The 17,417-nt window shown below is 71.0% G+C and carries 18 protein-coding genes; 11 read left to right on the top strand and 7 right to left on the bottom strand.

Going from position 1 to position 17,417, the window contains the following annotated elements:
* The first annotated feature begins 69 nt into the window (after positions 1–69).
* The gene (locus GRX01_RS01340; RefSeq protein WP_233740803.1) at positions 70–630 is read left to right on the top strand and encodes a DUF5812 family protein; all 561 of its coding nucleotides are present in this window, start codon (positions 70–72) and stop codon (positions 628–630) included.
* A gap of 243 nt (positions 631–873) precedes the next feature.
* Positions 874–1,407, top strand: a complete 534-nt coding sequence (locus GRX01_RS01335) for an NUDIX domain-containing protein (RefSeq protein ID WP_159662654.1) — start codon at positions 874–876, stop codon at positions 1,405–1,407.
* A gap of 101 nt (positions 1,408–1,508) precedes the next feature.
* Here the strand turns inward: GRX01_RS01335 and GRX01_RS01330 are convergent, their stop codons facing one another.
* Positions 1,509–1,820, bottom strand: coding sequence for a hypothetical protein (locus tag GRX01_RS01330; RefSeq protein WP_159662652.1), 312 nt, complete (start codon positions 1,818–1,820; stop codon positions 1,509–1,511).
* Positions 1,821–2,217: 397 nt separating this feature from the next.
* Between GRX01_RS01330 and secF the strand changes: the two genes are divergently transcribed.
* From secF to GRX01_RS01315, 3 genes are all read left to right on the top strand, one after another.
* Complete coding sequence (gene secF, locus GRX01_RS01325; RefSeq protein WP_159662650.1) at positions 2,218–3,114, top strand: protein translocase subunit SecF; 897 nt, start codon at positions 2,218–2,220, stop codon at positions 3,112–3,114.
* The gene (locus tag GRX01_RS01320; protein WP_159662648.1) at positions 3,111–4,682 is read left to right on the top strand and encodes a preprotein translocase subunit SecD; all 1,572 of its coding nucleotides are present in this window, start codon (positions 3,111–3,113) and stop codon (positions 4,680–4,682) included. The genes secF and GRX01_RS01320 overlap by 4 nt, the downstream gene beginning before the upstream one ends.
* Before the next feature lie 77 nt (positions 4,683–4,759).
* Entirely contained in the window at positions 4,760–5,119 is a 360-nt protein-coding gene (locus tag GRX01_RS01315) for a hypothetical protein (protein WP_159662646.1), read from the top strand.
* A gap of 78 nt (positions 5,120–5,197) precedes the next feature.
* On the opposite strand, the gene rnhB is transcribed toward GRX01_RS01315, so the two are convergent.
* The 4 genes from rnhB to GRX01_RS01295 all read right to left on the bottom strand — a co-directional run bounded on the left by rnhB (position 5,198) and on the right by GRX01_RS01295 (position 8,134).
* Positions 5,198–5,947 carry a ribonuclease HII gene (gene rnhB, locus GRX01_RS01310; RefSeq protein ID WP_321167883.1) on the bottom strand — a complete coding sequence of 250 codons (750 nt, stop codon included), beginning with the start codon at positions 5,945–5,947 and terminating at the stop codon, positions 5,198–5,200.
* On the bottom strand, positions 5,948–7,333 hold the full coding sequence (locus GRX01_RS01305; RefSeq protein ID WP_159662642.1) for a tRNA pseudouridine(54/55) synthase Pus10: 1,386 nt from the start codon (positions 7,331–7,333) through the stop codon (positions 5,948–5,950). It abuts the gene before it with no gap.
* A 117-nt stretch (positions 7,334–7,450) separates the two neighbouring features.
* Positions 7,451–7,789, bottom strand: coding sequence for a hypothetical protein (locus GRX01_RS01300; protein WP_233740802.1), 339 nt, complete (start codon positions 7,787–7,789; stop codon positions 7,451–7,453).
* A gap of 150 nt (positions 7,790–7,939) precedes the next feature.
* On the bottom strand, positions 7,940–8,134 hold the full coding sequence (locus GRX01_RS01295; protein ID WP_159662640.1) for a hypothetical protein: 195 nt from the start codon (positions 8,132–8,134) through the stop codon (positions 7,940–7,942).
* Positions 8,135–8,374: 240 nt separating this feature from the next.
* Between GRX01_RS01295 and GRX01_RS01290 the strand changes: the two genes are divergently transcribed.
* The 4 genes from GRX01_RS01290 to GRX01_RS01275 all read left to right on the top strand — a co-directional run bounded on the left by GRX01_RS01290 (position 8,375) and on the right by GRX01_RS01275 (position 12,931).
* Complete coding sequence (locus GRX01_RS01290; protein WP_159662638.1) at positions 8,375–9,157, top strand: DICT sensory domain-containing protein; 783 nt, start codon at positions 8,375–8,377, stop codon at positions 9,155–9,157.
* 171 nt (positions 9,158–9,328) lie between these two features.
* Positions 9,329–10,540 carry an amidohydrolase family protein gene (locus tag GRX01_RS01285; protein WP_159662636.1) on the top strand — a complete coding sequence of 404 codons (1,212 nt, stop codon included), beginning with the start codon at positions 9,329–9,331 and terminating at the stop codon, positions 10,538–10,540.
* Between the two features lie 283 nt (positions 10,541–10,823).
* The gene (locus GRX01_RS01280) at positions 10,824–12,107 is read left to right on the top strand and encodes an MFS transporter (RefSeq protein WP_159662634.1); all 1,284 of its coding nucleotides are present in this window, start codon (positions 10,824–10,826) and stop codon (positions 12,105–12,107) included.
* Between the two features lie 179 nt (positions 12,108–12,286).
* Positions 12,287–12,931, top strand: coding sequence for a pyroglutamyl-peptidase I family protein (locus GRX01_RS01275; RefSeq protein ID WP_159662632.1), 645 nt, complete (start codon positions 12,287–12,289; stop codon positions 12,929–12,931).
* An 18-nt stretch (positions 12,932–12,949) separates the two neighbouring features.
* Here the strand turns inward: GRX01_RS01275 and GRX01_RS01270 are convergent, their stop codons facing one another.
* The gene (locus GRX01_RS01270; RefSeq protein ID WP_201289468.1) at positions 12,950–13,249 is read right to left on the bottom strand and encodes a DUF2250 domain-containing protein; all 300 of its coding nucleotides are present in this window, start codon (positions 13,247–13,249) and stop codon (positions 12,950–12,952) included.
* 231 nt (positions 13,250–13,480) lie between these two features.
* Between GRX01_RS01270 and GRX01_RS01265 the strand changes: the two genes are divergently transcribed.
* On the top strand, positions 13,481–14,830 hold the full coding sequence (locus GRX01_RS01265; RefSeq protein WP_159662630.1) for a M28 family peptidase: 1,350 nt from the start codon (positions 13,481–13,483) through the stop codon (positions 14,828–14,830).
* Positions 14,831–14,920: 90 nt separating this feature from the next.
* Here GRX01_RS01265 and GRX01_RS01260 read toward each other — a convergent pair whose 3' ends face one another.
* Positions 14,921–15,661, bottom strand: coding sequence for a helix-turn-helix domain-containing protein (locus GRX01_RS01260; RefSeq protein ID WP_233740801.1), 741 nt, complete (start codon positions 15,659–15,661; stop codon positions 14,921–14,923).
* Positions 15,662–15,715: 54 nt separating this feature from the next.
* Between GRX01_RS01260 and GRX01_RS01255 the strand changes: the two genes are divergently transcribed.
* Entirely contained in the window at positions 15,716–17,416 is a 1,701-nt protein-coding gene (locus GRX01_RS01255; protein ID WP_159662628.1) for an ABC transporter substrate-binding protein, read from the top strand.
* Position 17,417 lies beyond the last annotated feature (1 nt).

The raw sequence follows: 17,417 nt of genomic DNA, 5'->3' as shown, positions 1-17,417 counted from the left end.
TCGCTCACGAGGTTCGCTCGCCCTCGCCGGTCACGAAACCCGGAAAACCCCTCCCCACGTATCCCGCCCATGACCGACGATGACCCCGATGGATCCGAACTGGACGCCGTCCGCGACGCGCTCGCGGCGGCCGCCGGCGACGCCGGCCCGGCCGACACCGCGGGCGGCGAGCGGGACGGCGTCTTCCTCGTCACCCACGCGGACGACGGCTCGGCCGTGCTTCGGGACGTCGACTCCGGGCAGGTGCACACGCTGTCCTCGAACCCCGGCGTCGCCGAGGGCGAGGCCGTCGAGGGTGTTGTCGCACCCGATCCGCCGATGAACGTCTCCTGGCAGCTCGTCGAGGTCCACGACCGTCGGGAGATCGCCGTCGAGGAGAGCGAGGAGCCCCCGACGCAGCACTCGCTCGACCTCGCCGCCGACCGCGAGACCGGCGAGCTCGCCCGCACCGAACGCGCCGGGACCGGCGAGATCCACGTCATCTCCGTACCCGAGGACGACACCGATCGGGCGGTCGCCGACGTGCTCGCCGACGCCGACGCCAGCCGAACCCGCGCGGCACGCCTCGGGGTGAACCGCGTGGAGATACGGTCGGCTCCGGGAGTCGTCGCCGTGCGGTACATGCCGTAACCCGCTGCTACCGTCCTCTCGGCCGATCCTCGGCACTTATCCCGTAGAACCACTGGGTCCGCTGCCCCCTGTCGTAAATTTCATATCGCGATATCAACTCGCCGGAGACCTGTGATCGGGTGCGTGTGCCCAACCCGTTCGAGTCGTCTCGCGAACGCCACTGCTCACGATCCGTCCGGGCGGAGCGCCGTCGCTCGCTTCAGTACCGGCCACTGCTCCGAGTACCGTCCGTCCCCCACGATTATGGTGGACGAGACGGGCATCGTCTCTATCGTCGCCATCGAGCCGTCCTACTGTCATCAGTGCGGGGCCGAGTTGACGCGCCGGGAGATCCACGGCCGAGAGCGACGGTCGTGTCCCGACTGTGGCCACCGTCACTTTCGAAACGCGGTTCCCGCGGTGGACGTCGTCGTTCGGGCCGACGACGCCGTGCTCCTGATCGACCCGGTCGCCCGGGACGAATGGGAGCTTCCCGGGGGACATCCCGAGTTCGACGAGGAACCCGCGAACGCGGCCGTTCGAGAACTCGAGGAGGAGACGGGGATCGCGGCGGACCCGTCCTCCCTCGATCTCCTCTCGGCGGTCCACAGCACGCATCGGGATCGGCATTACACGATGATCACGTACGTCGTCGACTACTCGGAGACCGACGGGACCCCGACCCCCGGCGAGGAGGCGACGGACGTCGAGTTCTGGTCGATCGCTCGGATCCTGTCCTCGCCGGACGCAACGAGACGGATCGACCGGGAGGCGATAGAGACGATGCTCGACGATTGACTCTCACTCGCCGGAGCGACGCACCGGCACGCGAGTGGCGCCGACACGGGGTTCGGCGTCGACCCGGCGGGCGCGGGACCGACCGCGGCGCAGTGCCCGACTCACTCCCTCGGTCCGGCGGCAGACTGCACGCGCCATCCGCCATCGACCGCGCCCGTGCGTTCGACCAACTCGACGACGGTCCCGTCGCCGATGCGGGCGCCCCCCTCGACGGCCTCGACGCGGAACGTGAGATCCAGCGAGTCGCCGCAACAGCCCACGTCGACGAACTCCTCGCGCTCGTCGCCGACCCGCGGCTCGTCGAGCATCCGCCGGAGGTAGTTCCGGTAGCGGTCCGTCCGGATCTGGTCGCGGCCCCACTCGCTCAACCCGTCGGGGAACGAGAGGACCACGCGCGTCACGTCCTCACCCATAGGCCGACTACGGGCCGTCGACACATCGGTCTGTCGTCCGTGTGCTCGCGGGACACCGGAGCGGACCCCGCCGCGAGGATCGGCGGACACGGGCGCGTCGGTCCGGGTGGCGGGCGGGTCAGCCCCGTCAGTTCCGGGTGCAGGGCGGGGCGGCCCAGCCGGTTCAGGTCCGCGGCTCGCTCCGTATCCACGACGCGCTGTATCGCTCCGGCTCGGCGAGGGCGTCTGCGGAACTCCGATAGCGCGAACTCGACGGTGGACCAGGCGACCACGGGAGAACCGGTGTGGGGCCCCAACCGGGATCGGGCGGGAGCAGGACCCTCAACGGCGAATACCGCTGAAACACCGGTGGCCGCGAAGAAGAAGGCTTATTCGGTGCGCGGGGGGACCGGAACCCATGGCTCGATTCGAGGTACCGGAGGTCGATTACACCCGGTACACCAACCGGCAACTCGCCGCGATACCGCTCGCGGTGTTGGCCGTCGCGATCCTCGTCATCGGCGGGGCGTACGTGACGACCGGTACGCCGGTCGATCCGGGGCTCGATTTCACCGGCGGCACGGAGATGCGTGTCGCCGTCGACGCCCCGAGCGACGCACAGGCACGCGAAGACATCCGCGAGGCGTTCACCGCGACGCCGAACAGCATCCAGCGGGTCGGGAACAGCGACGTGTACATCGCCACCTTCCAGACGGAGGGATCAGAGACCGAACAGAGCGAGCTCACCCGACAGCTCGAGTCGGAGGCCGACGCGGCCGGGTTCGACGTCCGGTCGATCGAGGGCGTCGGGGCGGCCTTCGGGTCCGAGACCCAGCAACGCGCGCTGATCGGGGTCGTCGCCGCCTTCGCCGGGATGGCCGCGCTGGTGTTCGCGCTGTTCCGGACCTTCGTCCCGAGCATCGCCGTCGTGGTCTCGGCGTTCTCGGACATCGTCATCCCGGTCGCGCTGATGAACCTCCTCGGCATCGAACTCACGCTCGGGACGGTCGCGGCGCTGTTGATGCTCATCGGCTACTCCGTCGACTCCGACATCCTCCTGAACAACAGCGTGCTCCGGCGCTCGGGCGACTTCTATGAGTCCACGTACCGCGCGATGCGCACCGGCGTCACGATGACGCTCACCTCCATCGCGGCGATGGCCGTGATGGCGGTCGTCGCGTCGTTCTTCGGCATCGGGCTGCTCGCGAGCATCGGGACGATCCTCGTGTTCGGGCTCGCTGCCGACCTGATGAACACGTACCTGCTGAACGTGTCGCTGCTTCGCTGGTACAAGTTCGAGGGGGTGGCACGATGAGCGCCTGGGAGACGATCAAGGAAAACTGGCGGGTCGTCATGCTCGTGTTCATGCTCGTCCTCTCGACGCTGTTCCTGTTCGCGCCGGCGTTCGAGCCGTCCGGGAGCCAGGGACCGGCCGCCCAGGAGAGCGCGACGAACCTCCAGTACGGGCTGGAGTTGTCTGGCGGGTCGCGGATCCGGGCGCCCCTCGTCGGCGTCACGGCCGAGGAGGTCCAGTTCGAGGGTCGCGACACCGCCGAGGTCGAACGCCAGGTCGCCGCGGAGCTGGAAACCGGCGACAGCTCCGACGTGATCGCCCGCTTCTCGACGAACTCCAGCGGGACGGTCGAACTCGTCACGGAGAACGCCACGCAGGCCGACCTCCGGAACGCGCTCGACGCCGCCGGCTACGAGTACGAGACCGTCCGCGACGGCGTCACCGACGAGACGCGCCAACAGACGATCGAGGTGCTCGAGTCGAAGATCAACGCCGCCGGCCTCTCGGGCGGGAGCGTCCGGACGATCGGCAACGGCGACTTCGTCCTCATCGAGGTCCCCAACGACGACCTCAGCGAGGTGCGCGACCTGGTGAACTCCCGCGGGACGGTGCAGATCGCGGCGTACCACGAGGTCCAGCGGAACAACACGACCGAGTACGTGAACACGACCGTCATCCGGCAGGAGGACTTCCAGACGGTCGGCACCGCCCAGCAAGGAGAGCAGGGTCCGGGCCCGAACGTCCCCGTCTCGGTTCGACAGAGCGAGGCCGAGCGCGTCCAGCGGCTGTTCGTCGAGACGGGCGTCGCCGGACAGGGCGGCACCGACTGCACCTTCAGTCAGGAGAACGGGCCGAGCACCACGGAGCCGTGTATCCTGATCATCCGCGACGGGACCGTCGTCTCCTCGTTCGGGATGAACCCCTCGCTCGCGCAGTCGATGCGAAACGGCGAGTGGGCGCAGGACCCGCAGTTCATCCTCGTCACCGGTTCCTTCGAGCGCGCGCAGGACGTCTCGGTCGACCTCCGCGCCGGCGCGCTCCCGGCGGGGCTGGCGCTCGACGAGGGGACCGCGACCTCCATCAGCGCCGCACAGGGTGACGACTTCAAGCGCGACTCCCTGATCATCGGACTCCTCGCGGTGCTCACGGTCGCGGGCGTCGTGTTCTTCCGCTACGGCGACCCGAAGGTCGCCGCGCCGATGGTCGTCACCGCGTTCTCCGAGGTGCTGATCCTCCTCGGGTTCGCGGCGTTCATCCAGTACCCGCTGGACCTCTCGGTCATCGCGGGGTTCATCGCGGTCATCGGGACCGGCGTCGACGACCTCGTGATCATCGCCGACGAGGTGATGGCCGAGGGCGACGTGAACTCCCGGCGCGTCTTCCAGTCGCGCTTCCGGAAGGCGTTCTGGGTCGTCGGCGCCGCGGCCGCGACGACGATCGTCGCGATGGCTCCGCTGGCCTCGCCGTGGCTCTCGCTGGGCGACCTCCAGGGCTTCGCCATCTTCACGATCCTCGGAGTGCTCGTCGGCGTGCTCATCACCCGACCGGCGTACGGCGACATCCTCCGTGCGCTGCTGACCGACCGCTGAGCCCGACGCGGCGCGGCGCTTCCGGTTCCCCCCGTCGCGCCGAACCGCTTTTCGCTTCGTCGTGTGTGTCGCCGACCATGCCCTCCGAGTCCGCCAGTCCGGGCGACGGCGATCCGGGCCTCGACGGCCCGACCGACGACCGATCGAGCGACGGCGACGGAACCGACCGCGGCGACCGACTGACCGAGGCCGACGTCGAGCGGATCACCCGCCGCGCCGTCCGCGAGGAGTTAGCCGCGCGCGACGACCGCTCCGGCTCCGTCTGGACCGTCCTCGCGGGCGCCGTCGTCGGCCTGCTCGTGCTCGTCCCGCTGTCGGGCGCCGTGGTCGGCGCGCTGGCCGACGCGGGCGTTCCGATCCCGCTGCTCGCGGCCGCGGCGCTGCTCGCGGCCGCGGCGCTCGTCGCCTACGGCTGGCGGCTGCCGCCGTTCCGGTGAGCCGGCGGCTCCGCTTTGTGGCCCTGGCGATGCTGGTCAGCACAACCGTCGTTCCGACCCCGAAGCGCACGGTCCGCCCTAGAACTCCCCGAGCGCCGACTGCTCGCTCGCCGCGAGCACGTCGTCGCAGGTGCTCCACGACGTGCGGGCGCACTCCGGCAGGTCGCCCTCGCGGCGAACGTACTCCCGGAGGAACTCGCGAGTGTTCGGATCCGAGGGATAGCCGCTGCCGATCCCGTCGTAGCCGCGGTCGCGGTAGGTCGCGTCCAACCCGGCGACGATCCGGTCGCGCTCCACCTTGGCGACGACGCTCGCGGCCGCGACGATCGAGTACGACTCGTCGGCGCCGTGCTCGGCCGTCACGTCGACGTTCGGGCCCGAACCGTGTTCGCCGGCACCGTCGCCATCGCGGTCGCCGACGCGGTCGCGGTCACCACCGTCGTCGGTTGTGCCGTCGTCGGCGAAGGCGTCAGCGATCCCGTCCGCGACGCGATCGGCGAACCGGGACTCGCTCACGTCGCCGGCGTCGACGACCGCGCGGTCGCCGTCGCGGGCGACCGCCGCGAGCGCCTCGGCCTGCCCCGCGACGGTGAGGGTGTTCATGTCGGTCGCGGGGTCGTCGATCCGGTCGACGGAGACGACGGCGACCGAGACGCCGACGCGGTCGTCGTCGCGGAGGACGGCGTCGAGTTCCTCGCGTCTCGTCGCGGAGAGGCGCTTCGAGTCGTCCACGTCCTCGGGGATCGCCGCGGGATCGGCGCGGACCGCGCCGGCGACCATCGGGCCCAGCACCGGTCCCTTTCCGGCCTCGTCTGCGCCGAGCATGATTCACTCCCCGTCGGCGTCGGTGTCGCGATCCTCGTCGTCGAGGAAGAACCCGGAGTGCTCGAACGGCTCGTCGCGCCCCTCGACGGCGAGGACGTCCAGCGTCGTCACCGTGGCGTCGACGCCGAGCAGGCCCGCGAGGCTCGGTTCCGTCCGCCCCTCGTCGCCGGAGATCAGCTCCTTGATGTAGAGGCCGCCGGCGCCGTGAACCTCGACGGCCGCGTGGCGGGCGTCCGCCAGTTCGCCGGTCACGTCGTGGGCGACGCGGGTCCGCGTCTTCGCGGCGCGCCGGTGGTCGACGCGGTTCGGCGTGTACTGCTCGATGGTCGCACCGTCGAGCTCGTCGACGGCGTCGGCCAGTTCCTCGGCGGTCACGTCGGCGCCGAACTCGACGGCCGCGTGGTAACGCTTCGTCGCGTCGAGCTCCTTCACGCGCTCGACCATGTCGTGGGTACAGCGGCGCAGGCCCTCGACCTCGACCTTCCCGTCGGCGAAGGCGTTGATGTCCGCCTCCAGCCGGTCCGCGTCGATATCGCGGCGCCGGGGCTCGTCCACCTCGATCACGAACGGCCGTCCGGTGCCGAGCATCAGCGCGTCCACGTCCTCGCGGCCCGCGCCGTGGAACGTCGAGTCGACGCCCTCCATGACCTCCTCGACGACGGGCGCGGTGAGCTGTTCGACGCTCTCGTCGTACAGGTAGCCCGAGCCGCCGCAGGTGTCGCACGGCTCGCGGCCCTGTCGGCCGGAGCCTCGGCAGTCGGAGCAGGGCCACTCGGTCTGGGGGATGTCGCGCTCCAGCTTCCGGTAGCGGCCGTACACGTGCGCGGAGTTGACCGTGGCCTCGACGCGGTCGGCGTCCACGTCGAGGAGGAACTGGACGTGCGGGCGCTCGAAGTCGACCTCGGTGTCGGTCACCTGCCCCACGCGCTTGCCCACCTCGCGGTTGAGTTCCTTGCGCAGCGGCTCGCCGGTCTCCGGGTCCAGTCCGGCATCCTCCCGGAGTAGTCGGTCGTTCTCCTCCGCCAGCGGCGGGACGCGCGTCCCGACTTGGTACGTGGCGTACTCGTAGTCGGCGACCGCGTCGGCAGCGCGCTCGGCGAACTCGTCGACGCGTTCGAACACGCCCTCGCACACCCAGCAGTCCCCGGCCGCACCGCTCTCGTAGTCGGTGTCGTCCGCGAGGGCGACGGCGATCCGGAGCCCGCGGCCGCGCTCGTGGTTGCCGAGGCCGAACGAGCGCTCGGCGAACGGGCGGCCGAGGCAGTGGTCACACAGCGGCCCTGTCGCGAGGAGCGCCCGGGCGGTGTCGAGAACGTCGGGGACGGCGCTCTCCCCGGAGGAGCCGGCGTCGTCGCCGTCGGCGTCCGCGGGAGCGTCGGAGTCGGTCATACCCCGAGTCGTCGCGGCGGGCGGTAGGCACTTTCGGTCCCGCGGTCCCCCGTCGTGCTCGACGGTGGCTCCGGCGGACGGGACGGCGACTGTCGCCGCCGGTCGCCGTCGCCGACGCTACTCGCCGGCGACGGCGGCGCCGTCGGCGCTATCGGGCGGGACCGAGCGGACGGCCGTCACCGCCACGTCGGTCACGCCGAACGTCTCGGCGAGCGCGTCGGCGACGGCCTCCCGGTCCTCGCTCGCGTCGCTCGCGAGCGCGACGGTGGCCTCGGCCTCGACCGTGAGGTCGTTGAGGCCGGGCTGGAGGCCGCGGATGTCGAGCGACTCGACGGCGCCGACCGCGTCGGCGCGGGCGAGCTTCGATTCGGCGCCGTCGGCGAGATCGCCGGGCGCGGATCTGGACACTGCGATGGTCATGCTGGCGTCGGCCAGTCGCTGTCGGTGGACCGACATAGACTCCCTGCGCGGCTCGAACGCGACTGCGGGCCTTCCCGGGGAGCGGGTCGGCCGCGCGAGCCGGCTGACGGGGTCACGGGGACCTGAACGGTAGGTGGAGAACGGCGTCCGCCTCCGCTCGGGTCGAGCCCGAGACGCGTCGCCGGGTCACGCGGCGATGGAGACGGACGGTCCGTACACGGGGGCGATATTCCCCGCGGCGGTACCCACGCCGGTCCCGGTCGCGGTCGCCTTCGGGGCGGCGACCACAGTCGGGACGGCCGCGGGGGCGCCGGCGACCGACCACCCGTCCCCGCCGCTACCGAGCGGCGAGCGGAGTGCGGGAGTGGTGTGGTCGGTCATTGGGGGGCCTCCGTGGTTCGTCGTACTTCCGCCGATGGGGGCCCAATGCTTAATTGTTCCTCCGCAGTGACAGGAGTTGTCACGGTGGTCGCGACGTGGCGGACGCGACAGTCGTCGCGGCTCTGAACCGACACGCGATCCGGACGAACGCCGTCGGCCTCACCACGTCGTCGCCTCAGTTCTCGTCGTTGATTGCAACAGAATCAGGCTTATATGTCGGTTCGAACTCGACCGGCGTACATGAGGCTGGACGCGCAGTTCGAGAAGCTCGCGTCCGACGGGGCCACCGACAAGCGCCTCGCGGTGGTTCGTCGCGACGGCAGCACGCCCCTCGACTCCATGCTCCGTCGGCTGTTCGCCGACCAGTCGGTGACGGTCACCGTCGACTCGTCGGACGTCGAGGGCGTCGACGACGACGTCGCGGTCCTCGTCGAGAACGACGAGGTCGTCGCGACCTCGCCGTTGGCGTCGCTCGAGCGTGCGATCCTCATGGTCAACTCGGACATCTACACCACCGGGACGCTCGACCTCGACGACGCGGCGCTGCCCTCGGTGCTGACCGAGCTCGCGGACGTGCCCTTCCGCCTGCGGGGGTATCCGCTCGCACACAAGGAGAAGCTCCTGCTCATCGCGATGAGCAGGCAGATCGAGTTGCGCGCGCACCGCGCGGACCGGGGCGAACTCCACGCCTCCTTCCAGCGCCTCTCGCGGATCGACGACGAAACCGGCACCATGCGGGCGTACGAACGCCTCTCCGACGGCGACGTGGACGTACACGTGTACGGCGAGCCGGACTGGGACCCCGAGCCGCGGCTGGACGTGACCGCTCACGCCGGCTACGGCCACGGCTACAGCGACTCCTGGTTCGTGGTGTTCGACCCGCCGGCCGACGCGATCGGTCCCGACACCACGCCCGCAGGACTCCTCGCGCTGGAGGAGGAGCCGAACGTGTGGCGCGGCGTCTGGACGTTCCGCCCCGGTCCGGTCACGGACCTCGCCGAGACGGTGCGTCGACAGCTGTAGGCCGGTCCGGCTCCGTCTGACAGCATCGGTTTCCGCCCGTCGCCGCGGTCGACTCCTTCCCGCTCGCGTCTCCCAGTCCTCCATTGCTCGCGGTTCGACCCGGTCACCGTCCCAACGGTCCGGCCGTTTCGAACCGAAACGCTTTCCGAGCGCTTCGCCAACCGCGAGCCAATGAGCGACGCAGACGCGGACGCGCTCGTCGTCCGGGGCGGGACGGTGCACACGCAGACCGAGCGAGGAACGATCGAGGGCGACGTCCTCGTCGTCGACGGGGAGATCGCGGCCGTCGGCGACGTCGACGCCCCCGACGGCGCGACGGAGATCGACGCGACGGGGATGGAGGTCACCCCCGGGCTGATCGACGCCCACAGCCACGCCGGGATGGCGGAGTGGGGGGAACCGGAGGACGGCGACTTCAACGAGGGGACGAGCGCGACGACGCCGCACGTCAACGCGCTCGACGGATTCCACCCGCGGGACGAGGAGCTGCAGGGCGCGTTCCAGAACGGCGTCACCACCGTCTCCGCGCGGATGGGGTCGGGCAACGTCATCGGCGGCGTCATCTGTTCGATGAAGACCTACGGCGACGTGGCCGACCGAATGCTGATCGCCGAGGACGGGATGAAGGCCGCGATGGGCGAGAACCCCAAGCGCTTCCACGGCGAGCGCGAGGGCCGACAGCCGTCCACGCGGCCGGGCGTCGCCGCCACCCTCCGCGAGGAACTCATGGCGACCGAGGACTACGTCGAGGCGCGCGAGCACGCCCGCGAGAACGGCGAGCCGTTCGAGCGCGACCTCGGCCGGGAGAACCTCGCGCGCGTGCTGGAGGGCGACCTCCCGCTGCGCGTCCACGCGCACCGCTCGGACGACATCATGACCGTGTTCCGGATCGCCGAGGAGTTCGGCATCGACCGCCTCTCCATCGAGCACGCCACGGAGGGCCACGTGATCGCGGAGGAGTTCGCCGACCGCGACGTGCCCGCCATCGTCGGCCCGTCGTTCTCGTCGGCCTCGAAGTACGAGCTCCGGAACATCACCTTCGAGACGCCCGGCATCCTCCACGAGGCGGGCGTCACCGTCGCCATCCAGACCGACGCGCCGGTGCTCCCCCAACAGCACCTCGACGTGTGCGTCGGCCTCGCGGTCCGCGAGGGGTTCCCCGAGCAGGCGGCGCTGGACGCGGTGACGACGAACCCGGCGGAGATCCTCGGGATCGGCGACCGCGTCGGCGACCTCGCCGAGGGGACCGACGCCGACCTGGTCGTGTGGGACGGCCCGTTCCACGAGATGGACACCCGCAGCCAGTTCGTCGTCGTCGACGGCGAGGTCGTGTTCGACCGCGAGCGCGACGACGTGGACCCGCGCGAGGAGTACGCGTGGTGAGCGCGACAGTGCCGAACGGGGCGTGAGCGAGTAACCGACGTGCTCGGACAACCGACGTGAGCGGGAGCCCATCGAACTCCGGAGCGTCCGATACGTCGGAGGCAGTCCGGTACGTCGGAGCGGTCGGGTGCGTCCGACTACTGATCGGATCGTTCCGGCGTCCCGATCGCTCACGTACCGGTTCACCCTCCGCTTCGACTCGAACTCGCGCGACGGGGACGACGGTGCGACGCCGCCGACCGCGCCACCGACCGATCTCGACAGCCGAGACACGAGCATCGACATGACCGACACGACGGACCCGACCGACACCCCGAACGACGCGCCCGCCTACTCCGAGCAGCAGGTGCGGACCGTCGTTCTCAGCCTCGTCGCCGGCGTGTTCTTCGGGGGGGTGGGTGGCGGCGTCGCGTTTCCGACCATCCCGGCGTTGGGGTCGGTGCTCGGCATCGCGCCGGTTCTCGTCGGGCTGATCCTCTCGATCAACCGCTTCACGCGGCTGGTGATGTCGACGCCGGCGGGGAGCATCCTCGACCGGATGGGGACGCGCCGGCCGATGATCGCGGGGTTCGTCGTGCAGGGGCTCGTCCCCTTCGGCTACCTCGTCGGGCTGAACCCGCCGTTCGGGGTCCCATCGTCGGCCGTCTTCCTCGTGTCGCGGGCGGCGTGGGGGATCGGCTCGGCGTTCGTGTTCGTCGGCGCGTTCTCCACGGTGACGCACGTGACCACGTCGGCGAACCGCGGCCGTTGGGTGGGGTACATGCGCGGCGGGCAGAGCCTCGGCTTCCCGACGGGGCTGATCCTCGGCGGCGTCGTCACGGAGCTGTACGGCTACGGCGAGGCGTTCGCGGTCGCGGGCGCCGCGGGGTTGTTCGCGGCGGCCGTCGCCTACCGCGTGCTCCCGGACGTGTCGCCGGAGGTCGGGGAGAAGAGCCGCCTGCGCGACGTGCCGGCGCTCGTCCGCGCCGATCCCCGGATCGGGGCCGTCGGCGCGGTCAACTTCACGATCCGGTTCCTCTACGCGGGCGTCCTGCTGTCGACGGTCGTGCTGTACACCGAGGCCAACGACATCTCGTTGGGCGGGTTCGCCGGCGCCGGCACCAGCGGCCTCGTGATGGCCGTCTCCGTCGTCGCGCTGGCGGTGTCGAACCTCGCGGTCGGTCGCTTCTCCGACAGCATGGGCCGGCTCACGACGGTCGTCCCCGGACTCGCCGTGTTCGGGTCGGGGTTCGCGCTCACGGCGCTGGTGCCGACCGCGCCGGGCGTGCTGGCTGGCGTCGGCCTCGTCGGCGCGGGCGCCGGTCTGACCGGCCCGCCGCTGCTCGCGTACCTCGGCGACATCGCCCCCGGCGGGGACGTGGGAAAGCTCGGCGGGGTCTACAACGTCTTCGGCGATCTGGGATCGACGCTCGGCCCGCTGGTGGCGCTGCCGCTGGCGGCCGAGATCGGCCTCTCGGGCGAGTACCTCGCGTGCGCGGGACTCGTCATCGTCGCCGGCGTCGTCGCCGCGACGACGCTTCGGGACGACTCGGCGGCCGAGGCGGCGGCCGTCGCCGGCGACGACTGAGGCGAGACGCGAACCGAGCGGAGCGAGGTGACCGTCCCGGAGGAACGGCGGAGCGGTCCCCGGTCCGCTTCGCCCAGTAGCGGCGGGCCGAGGGCGAGCGAGCACTTTCGACTGGAGCCGTACCGGCGACCCCTTCGGGCGACGCGAACGCTTAGGGGTCGTCGGCGACGACGCCGGCTATGACCGTACTCTGCACCGGCTACGAGCCGTTCGGCGACCACGACGTGAACCCCTCCGGGACCGTCGCCGAGGCGTTGGACGGTCGGACCGTCGCCGACCACGAGGTGATCGGCCGGATTCTCCCGGTCGCGTTCGACGCCGCGGGACCCGCGATGGCCGACCTGATCGACGAGCACGACCCGGCCGCCGTCGTCGCCACCGGGCTCGCGGCGGGGCGCTCGGCGGTGTGCGTCGAGCGCGTCGCGATCAACGTGGCGGACACGGTCGGCGTCCCCGACAACGCCGGGAACGACCCCGTCGACGAGCCGCTGGACCCGGCCGGTCGGGACGCCCACCTCGCGACGCTGCCCGTGCGCGAGACGGTCGAGGCGTGTCTGGCGGAGGGCGTCCCGGCCCGCGTCTCCAACACCGCCGGGACCCACCTCTGCAACGGCATCCTCTATCGAACGCTCGCGCTGCTGGAGGGGACTGGCACCCCTGCGGGGTTCCTCCACCTCCCCGCGACGCCCGAGCAGGCCGCGGCGACGGCGGCCGAGGGGGAGGCGGCCCGCGGCGGGAGCGTGCGGCCGAGCCTCCCGATCGACCTCGACGAGCGGGCGGCGGAACTGGCGTTCGAGACGGCGCTGGCGTCGACTGAGGCGTGAGTCGGGAGGGGACCGGCGTCAACCGGTGTCTGGGGTGGTCCCGCCGTCGGCGACCGTCTCGTCGGGGGTCGGGGTGCCCGACGGGGCCGGCGAGCCGCCGTCGAGCGCGCGGCGGCCCGCCTCGGTGATCCGGTAGAGCCGTTCGGCCGTCGCGACCTCGACGAACCCACGCTCCGCGAGCGTCGCCATCCGCCGCTCCACGAGCGGAATGTGGAGGCCGGTGTTGGCGGCCACCAGCGCCGGGTAGTCGGCGCTCGTGTCGGCCAGGTGGCGCAACACTCGTTCGTCCGCGTCGGAGAGGTCCGTGGGTTCGGGCATCTTTTGCGGTATTCGGTACCACACCACATGAACTTGTCGCAGGCCGAGCGATCGAGTTCGGGGGCGACCGCCGTGGTCGTGGTCGTGGTCGTCGGCCTCGGTCGCGGGTGCCGTCGGCGCCTCCGCCGTGGGTGCAGCCGTGATCGCGATCGCCGTCTCGGGTACGGCCGATCGACCGGCGGCGTCGGCCGGGATCCGGGAACTCAAGTCGGTCGCGTCGAAGCCGGGGGCATGCGACTGTCGAACGCGGCCGTGGGCGACGCACAGACGAGCGGCTTCGGCTGGGACGTGCTGACCGACCTGGTCGACGTGGGGAGCCGGATGGCCGGGCAGGCTGGCGAGCGCGAGGGCGCCGAGGTCGTCCGCGACGCGTTCGAGCGCGCCGGCGCCCGGAACGCCCGGCTCGAGGAGTTCGAGATCCCCGGCTGGTGGCGCGGCGACTCGTCGCTGTCGATCCACGAGCCCCACGAGCGCGTTCACGACGGGCGACAGGACGTGCTCGCGCTCCCCGGCTGCCCCGCGGGTGAGGCGACCGGCCGCGTCGTCGACGTGGGCGACGGCACCTACGAGGAGTTCGAGGAGCGGGCCGACGAATTGGACGGGGCCATCGCGATGGCGTCGTCGGCGACGCCGGAGTCGGTCGACCGCTGGATCCACCGGATGGAGAAGTACGTCAACGCCGCCGACCACGGCGCCGTCGCGTTCGTCTTCCGGAACCACGTCGAGGGGTCGGTGCCGCCGACCGGCGAGGTCGGCTACCACGAGCGCCCCGGGCCGATCCCGGCCGTCGGCGTCTCCCGCGAGGTGGGCGAGCGGCTCGCGCGCTACGCCGAGGAGGGCTGTGAGGCGACCGTCTCCGTGGACTGCCGCAACGAGCCGACGACCTCGGTGAACGTCGAGGCGGAGGTCGGTCCCGACACCGACGAGCACGTCCTCCTCACCGCCCACGTCGACGCCCACGACATCGCCGACGGCGCCAACGACAACGGCGCCGGCTCCGCGCTGGTCGCGGAGGTCGGCCGGATCCTCGCCCGCGACGACGTGGAACTGGACACGCGCGTCCGCCTCGTCACCTTCGGCTCCGAGGAGATCGGCCTGTGGGGGGCGTATCGCTGCGCGGAGACGACGGATCTCGACGACACGAAGTGCGTCGTCAACCTCGACGGCGCCTGTTCGTCCCGGAACCTCCGCGTGGGAACGAACGAGTTCGAGGAGGTCGGGGCGGTGTTCGAGGCGGTGACCGACGACCTCGACGCCAGCCTCTCGACGGACGACACCATCTCCCCGCACGGCGACCAGTGGGCGTTCGTGCAGGAGGGCGTCCCGGCCGTGATGACCTCGACCACGTCCGAGCAGTCCGGCCGCGGCTGGGGACACACCCACGCCGACACGCTGGACAAGCTCGACTCGCGGGACCTGCGCGACGTGGCCGTTCAGGTCGCCGAGGCGGTCGCGCGCGTCGCCTCGGCGGACGTAGAGACGCCGGGTCGAACCCGCACGGAGATGCGCGACGCCATCGACGAGGGGTACGAACAGGAACTGCGGATGGGCGGGCGCTGGCCGTACGCGGACCTGGAGTAGGACGCGGACCTGGAGCAGGGACGGGCCCCGAGCGGGCGAGGCCGAAGTCCGGCCGACGCGCCGGGTCCGTGCGGGTCCTCCGTCCGGCGCTCACTCCGACCGGTCGTCGCGACCGAGGAACTCGCCGAGGTCGTCCATCACCTTCCCCTCGGCGCGCGCGAGGTGCTCCCACGCGGTCGTCGTGCTGACGTCCAGTTCCGTGGCCACGTCCTCGACCCCGGCGTCCTTCTCGTGGCCGTAGTACCCCGCCCGGATCGCCGCCGCGAGCGCCTCGCGCTGGCGCTGGGTGAGCTCGTGGAGCGCGCCGACCGTCTCGAACCGCGAGGACGGCTCGATGTCGTCCATCTCCACCTGACGGACGAGCTCGACGTCGTTGCCGTCCGCCTCGACGGCCCGGATGACGGCCGAGAGGTCGTCGTCCGGCTCCAGGTACAGCGTCCAGCGCTCCCACCCGCCGCTGATGACGGTGCCGGTGTGATAGTGGAGTCCGAGTTCGGCGAACTGCTCGCCGATGCTGTCCCACTCCTCGGCGTTGAACGTGAGCGCGACGAGCACCGTCGGCTCCCCCAGCGGCGTCACCGGGTCGGCGGCGATGATCGGCTCGCCGTCGCGGAAGTCGTCGATGAACGCCGCCACCTCGTCGGGGTCGCCGCTCAGCTCGATGATCCGCTTGCGCTCGGTCGTCCGCCCCGTCATCGAAGAGATCGAGCGCATGGTCACGCTGGGGTACCGTGCGGATACCTCACACTCCGGTTGTCCGTTGTGTCTGATCCGAAGCGTCACCTCCCGCATCGGCTGTTCGGCTCCCTCCCCGGCGACGTTCGTCACCATACACCGAATCCTTTTGGGGTCACCTTGAACCTTGTTACTCTGTATCAATGATGTATGGCATCGGACGAGCTCACGGACGAAGCGCTGAGCGGTCCCGTGGTGGACCGCCGGACGACGACCGCCCTCCTCGGGGCGGCAGGACTGGGCGGCCTCGCGGGCTGTCTCGGCGGCGGCGGCGACGACGGCGGCGACGGGGAGACCGACGCCTCCGGGGGCGACTCCGGGGGCGACGACGGCGGCGACACCGAGGAGACGACGGCCCCGCCGGAGGACAAGCAGGGTGGCCGGCTGCAGGCGGGCTGGTTCACGGGGTCCATCGAGGACCTCGACCCGCCGTACATCAGCGTCGGCCAGTACTTCCAGCTCGCGGCGAACGTGTTCAGCGGACTCACGACGTTCAACAGCGACCTGACGATCCGGGGGGACCTCGCCGAGGACTGGACCGTCGAGGACGGCGGCGCGACGTTCACCTTCCAGCTGCGCGATGACGTCACGTTCCACAACGGGGCGGAGTTCACCGCCGACGACGTGCTGTACACGATCCGTCGGACCATCGAGGAGGAGGCGCCGGCGGCGTCGAAGCTTTCCACGCTCCAGCCGATCGACGAGGGCGGCGTCGAGGTCGGCGGCGACTACGAGGTGACGGTCCGGTTCGAGGATCCGAACGCCGTCGCGCTCGTGTACCTCTCCCGCGGACCGGGCCGCGCGGCGACGATCGTCAGTCAGGACGCCATCGAGGAGATGGGGGCCGAACAGTACAACGTCACTCCCGTCGGGACGGGCCCGTTCCAGGTCGTCGACCACGAGGTCGGCACCAGCGTCACGCTGGACGCGTACGACGACTACTTCGAGACCGACGAGGACGGCAACGCGCTCCCGTACCTCGACGGGATCGACGTGCAGCCGATCCCGGAGCCGTCGTCGATCGTGAACGCGCTGCGCTCGGGCGACATCCACTTCTCGAACCTCCTCCCGCTCCAGAACCTCAGCGAGATCGAGAGCTCCGACGAGGCGGTCGCGAGCGCGCAGCCGGGGATCAACTGGACCGGGTTCGCCATGAACCAGAACCGCGAGCCGTTCGGCTCCCGGGACGCCCGGCTGGGCATCGCCAAGAGCATCGACAACGAGGCGTTCGTCGAGGCCGCGTACTTCGGCAACGCGCTGCCGGACAACGGCGTCATCTCCAAGGGAACCGCCTGGGCGTGGCGCGAAGACAAGCCGGACACGCAGGCGCACGCCCCGGAGGAGGCGCAGGAACTCCTCGAGTCGAGCGGCGCGGAGGGCGCCAGTTTCTCGATCCTGGCCAACTCCGGAAACCTCCGTGCGGCGAAGGCGATGCGCCAGCAGCTCAACAGCGCCGGGTTCGACGTCGATATCGACCAGGTGACCTCCTCGACGTACTGGAGCCGCTACGCGGAGCTCGATTACGACGTGACGATCTCCGGGAGCATCATCGATCCCGACCCCGAACAGGGGCTGTGGAACTTCTACCGGCTCCCCGACGAGGGCGGGGTGTGGAACTGGGTCGACTACGAGAGCCAGGAGGTCCACGACATGCTGGCCGAGCAGCGCAGCACGATGGACCGGGAGGAGCGCAAGGGGATCCTCCACGACATCGAGGACCAGCTCATCGAGGACGTCCCCCACGCGTACCTGGTCCACCAGGACGACATCGCGGGCGTCCGAAACGAGGTGAAGGGGTTCAACCACATCCCCGGTCTCCGCAACTTCCACACGGTCTACCTCGACGAGTAGC

It is taken from the genome of Halobaculum saliterrae (assembly GCF_009831625.1).
Classification (GTDB): domain Archaea; phylum Halobacteriota; class Halobacteria; order Halobacteriales; family Haloferacaceae; genus Halobaculum; species Halobaculum saliterrae.
This window is presented reverse-complemented; position numbering and strand designations above follow the sequence as displayed.

Bases quoted from the DNA above. Each gene is read 5' to 3' on its own strand.
- GRX01_RS01340 (WP_233740803.1), top strand. From the start codon at position 70: ATGACCGACGATGACCCCGATGGATCCGAACTGGACGCCGTCCGCGAC.
- GRX01_RS01335 (WP_159662654.1), top strand. From the start codon at position 874: ATGGTGGACGAGACGGGCATCGTCTCTATCGTCGCCATCGAGCCGTCC.
- GRX01_RS01330 (WP_159662652.1), bottom strand. From the start codon at position 1,820: ATGGGTGAGGACGTGACGCGCGTGGTCCTCTCGTTCCCCGACGGGTTG.
- secF (WP_159662650.1), top strand. From the start codon at position 2,218: ATGGCTCGATTCGAGGTACCGGAGGTCGATTACACCCGGTACACCAAC.
- GRX01_RS01320 (WP_159662648.1), top strand. From the start codon at position 3,111: ATGAGCGCCTGGGAGACGATCAAGGAAAACTGGCGGGTCGTCATGCTC.
- GRX01_RS01315 (WP_159662646.1), top strand. From the start codon at position 4,760: ATGCCCTCCGAGTCCGCCAGTCCGGGCGACGGCGATCCGGGCCTCGAC.
- GRX01_RS01305 (WP_159662642.1), bottom strand. From the start codon at position 7,333: ATGACCGACTCCGACGCTCCCGCGGACGCCGACGGCGACGACGCCGGC.
- GRX01_RS01300 (WP_233740802.1), bottom strand. From the start codon at position 7,789: ATGTCGGTCCACCGACAGCGACTGGCCGACGCCAGCATGACCATCGCA.
- GRX01_RS01295 (WP_159662640.1), bottom strand. From the start codon at position 8,134: ATGACCGACCACACCACTCCCGCACTCCGCTCGCCGCTCGGTAGCGGC.
- GRX01_RS01290 (WP_159662638.1), top strand. From the start codon at position 8,375: ATGAGGCTGGACGCGCAGTTCGAGAAGCTCGCGTCCGACGGGGCCACC.
- GRX01_RS01285 (WP_159662636.1), top strand. From the start codon at position 9,329: ATGAGCGACGCAGACGCGGACGCGCTCGTCGTCCGGGGCGGGACGGTG.
- GRX01_RS01280 (WP_159662634.1), top strand. From the start codon at position 10,824: ATGACCGACACGACGGACCCGACCGACACCCCGAACGACGCGCCCGCC.
- GRX01_RS01275 (WP_159662632.1), top strand. From the start codon at position 12,287: ATGACCGTACTCTGCACCGGCTACGAGCCGTTCGGCGACCACGACGTG.
- GRX01_RS01270 (WP_201289468.1), bottom strand. From the start codon at position 13,249: ATGCCCGAACCCACGGACCTCTCCGACGCGGACGAACGAGTGTTGCGC.
- GRX01_RS01265 (WP_159662630.1), top strand. From the start codon at position 13,481: ATGCGACTGTCGAACGCGGCCGTGGGCGACGCACAGACGAGCGGCTTC.
- GRX01_RS01260 (WP_233740801.1), bottom strand. From the start codon at position 15,661: ATGGTGACGAACGTCGCCGGGGAGGGAGCCGAACAGCCGATGCGGGAG.
- GRX01_RS01255 (WP_159662628.1), top strand. From the start codon at position 15,716: ATGGCATCGGACGAGCTCACGGACGAAGCGCTGAGCGGTCCCGTGGTG.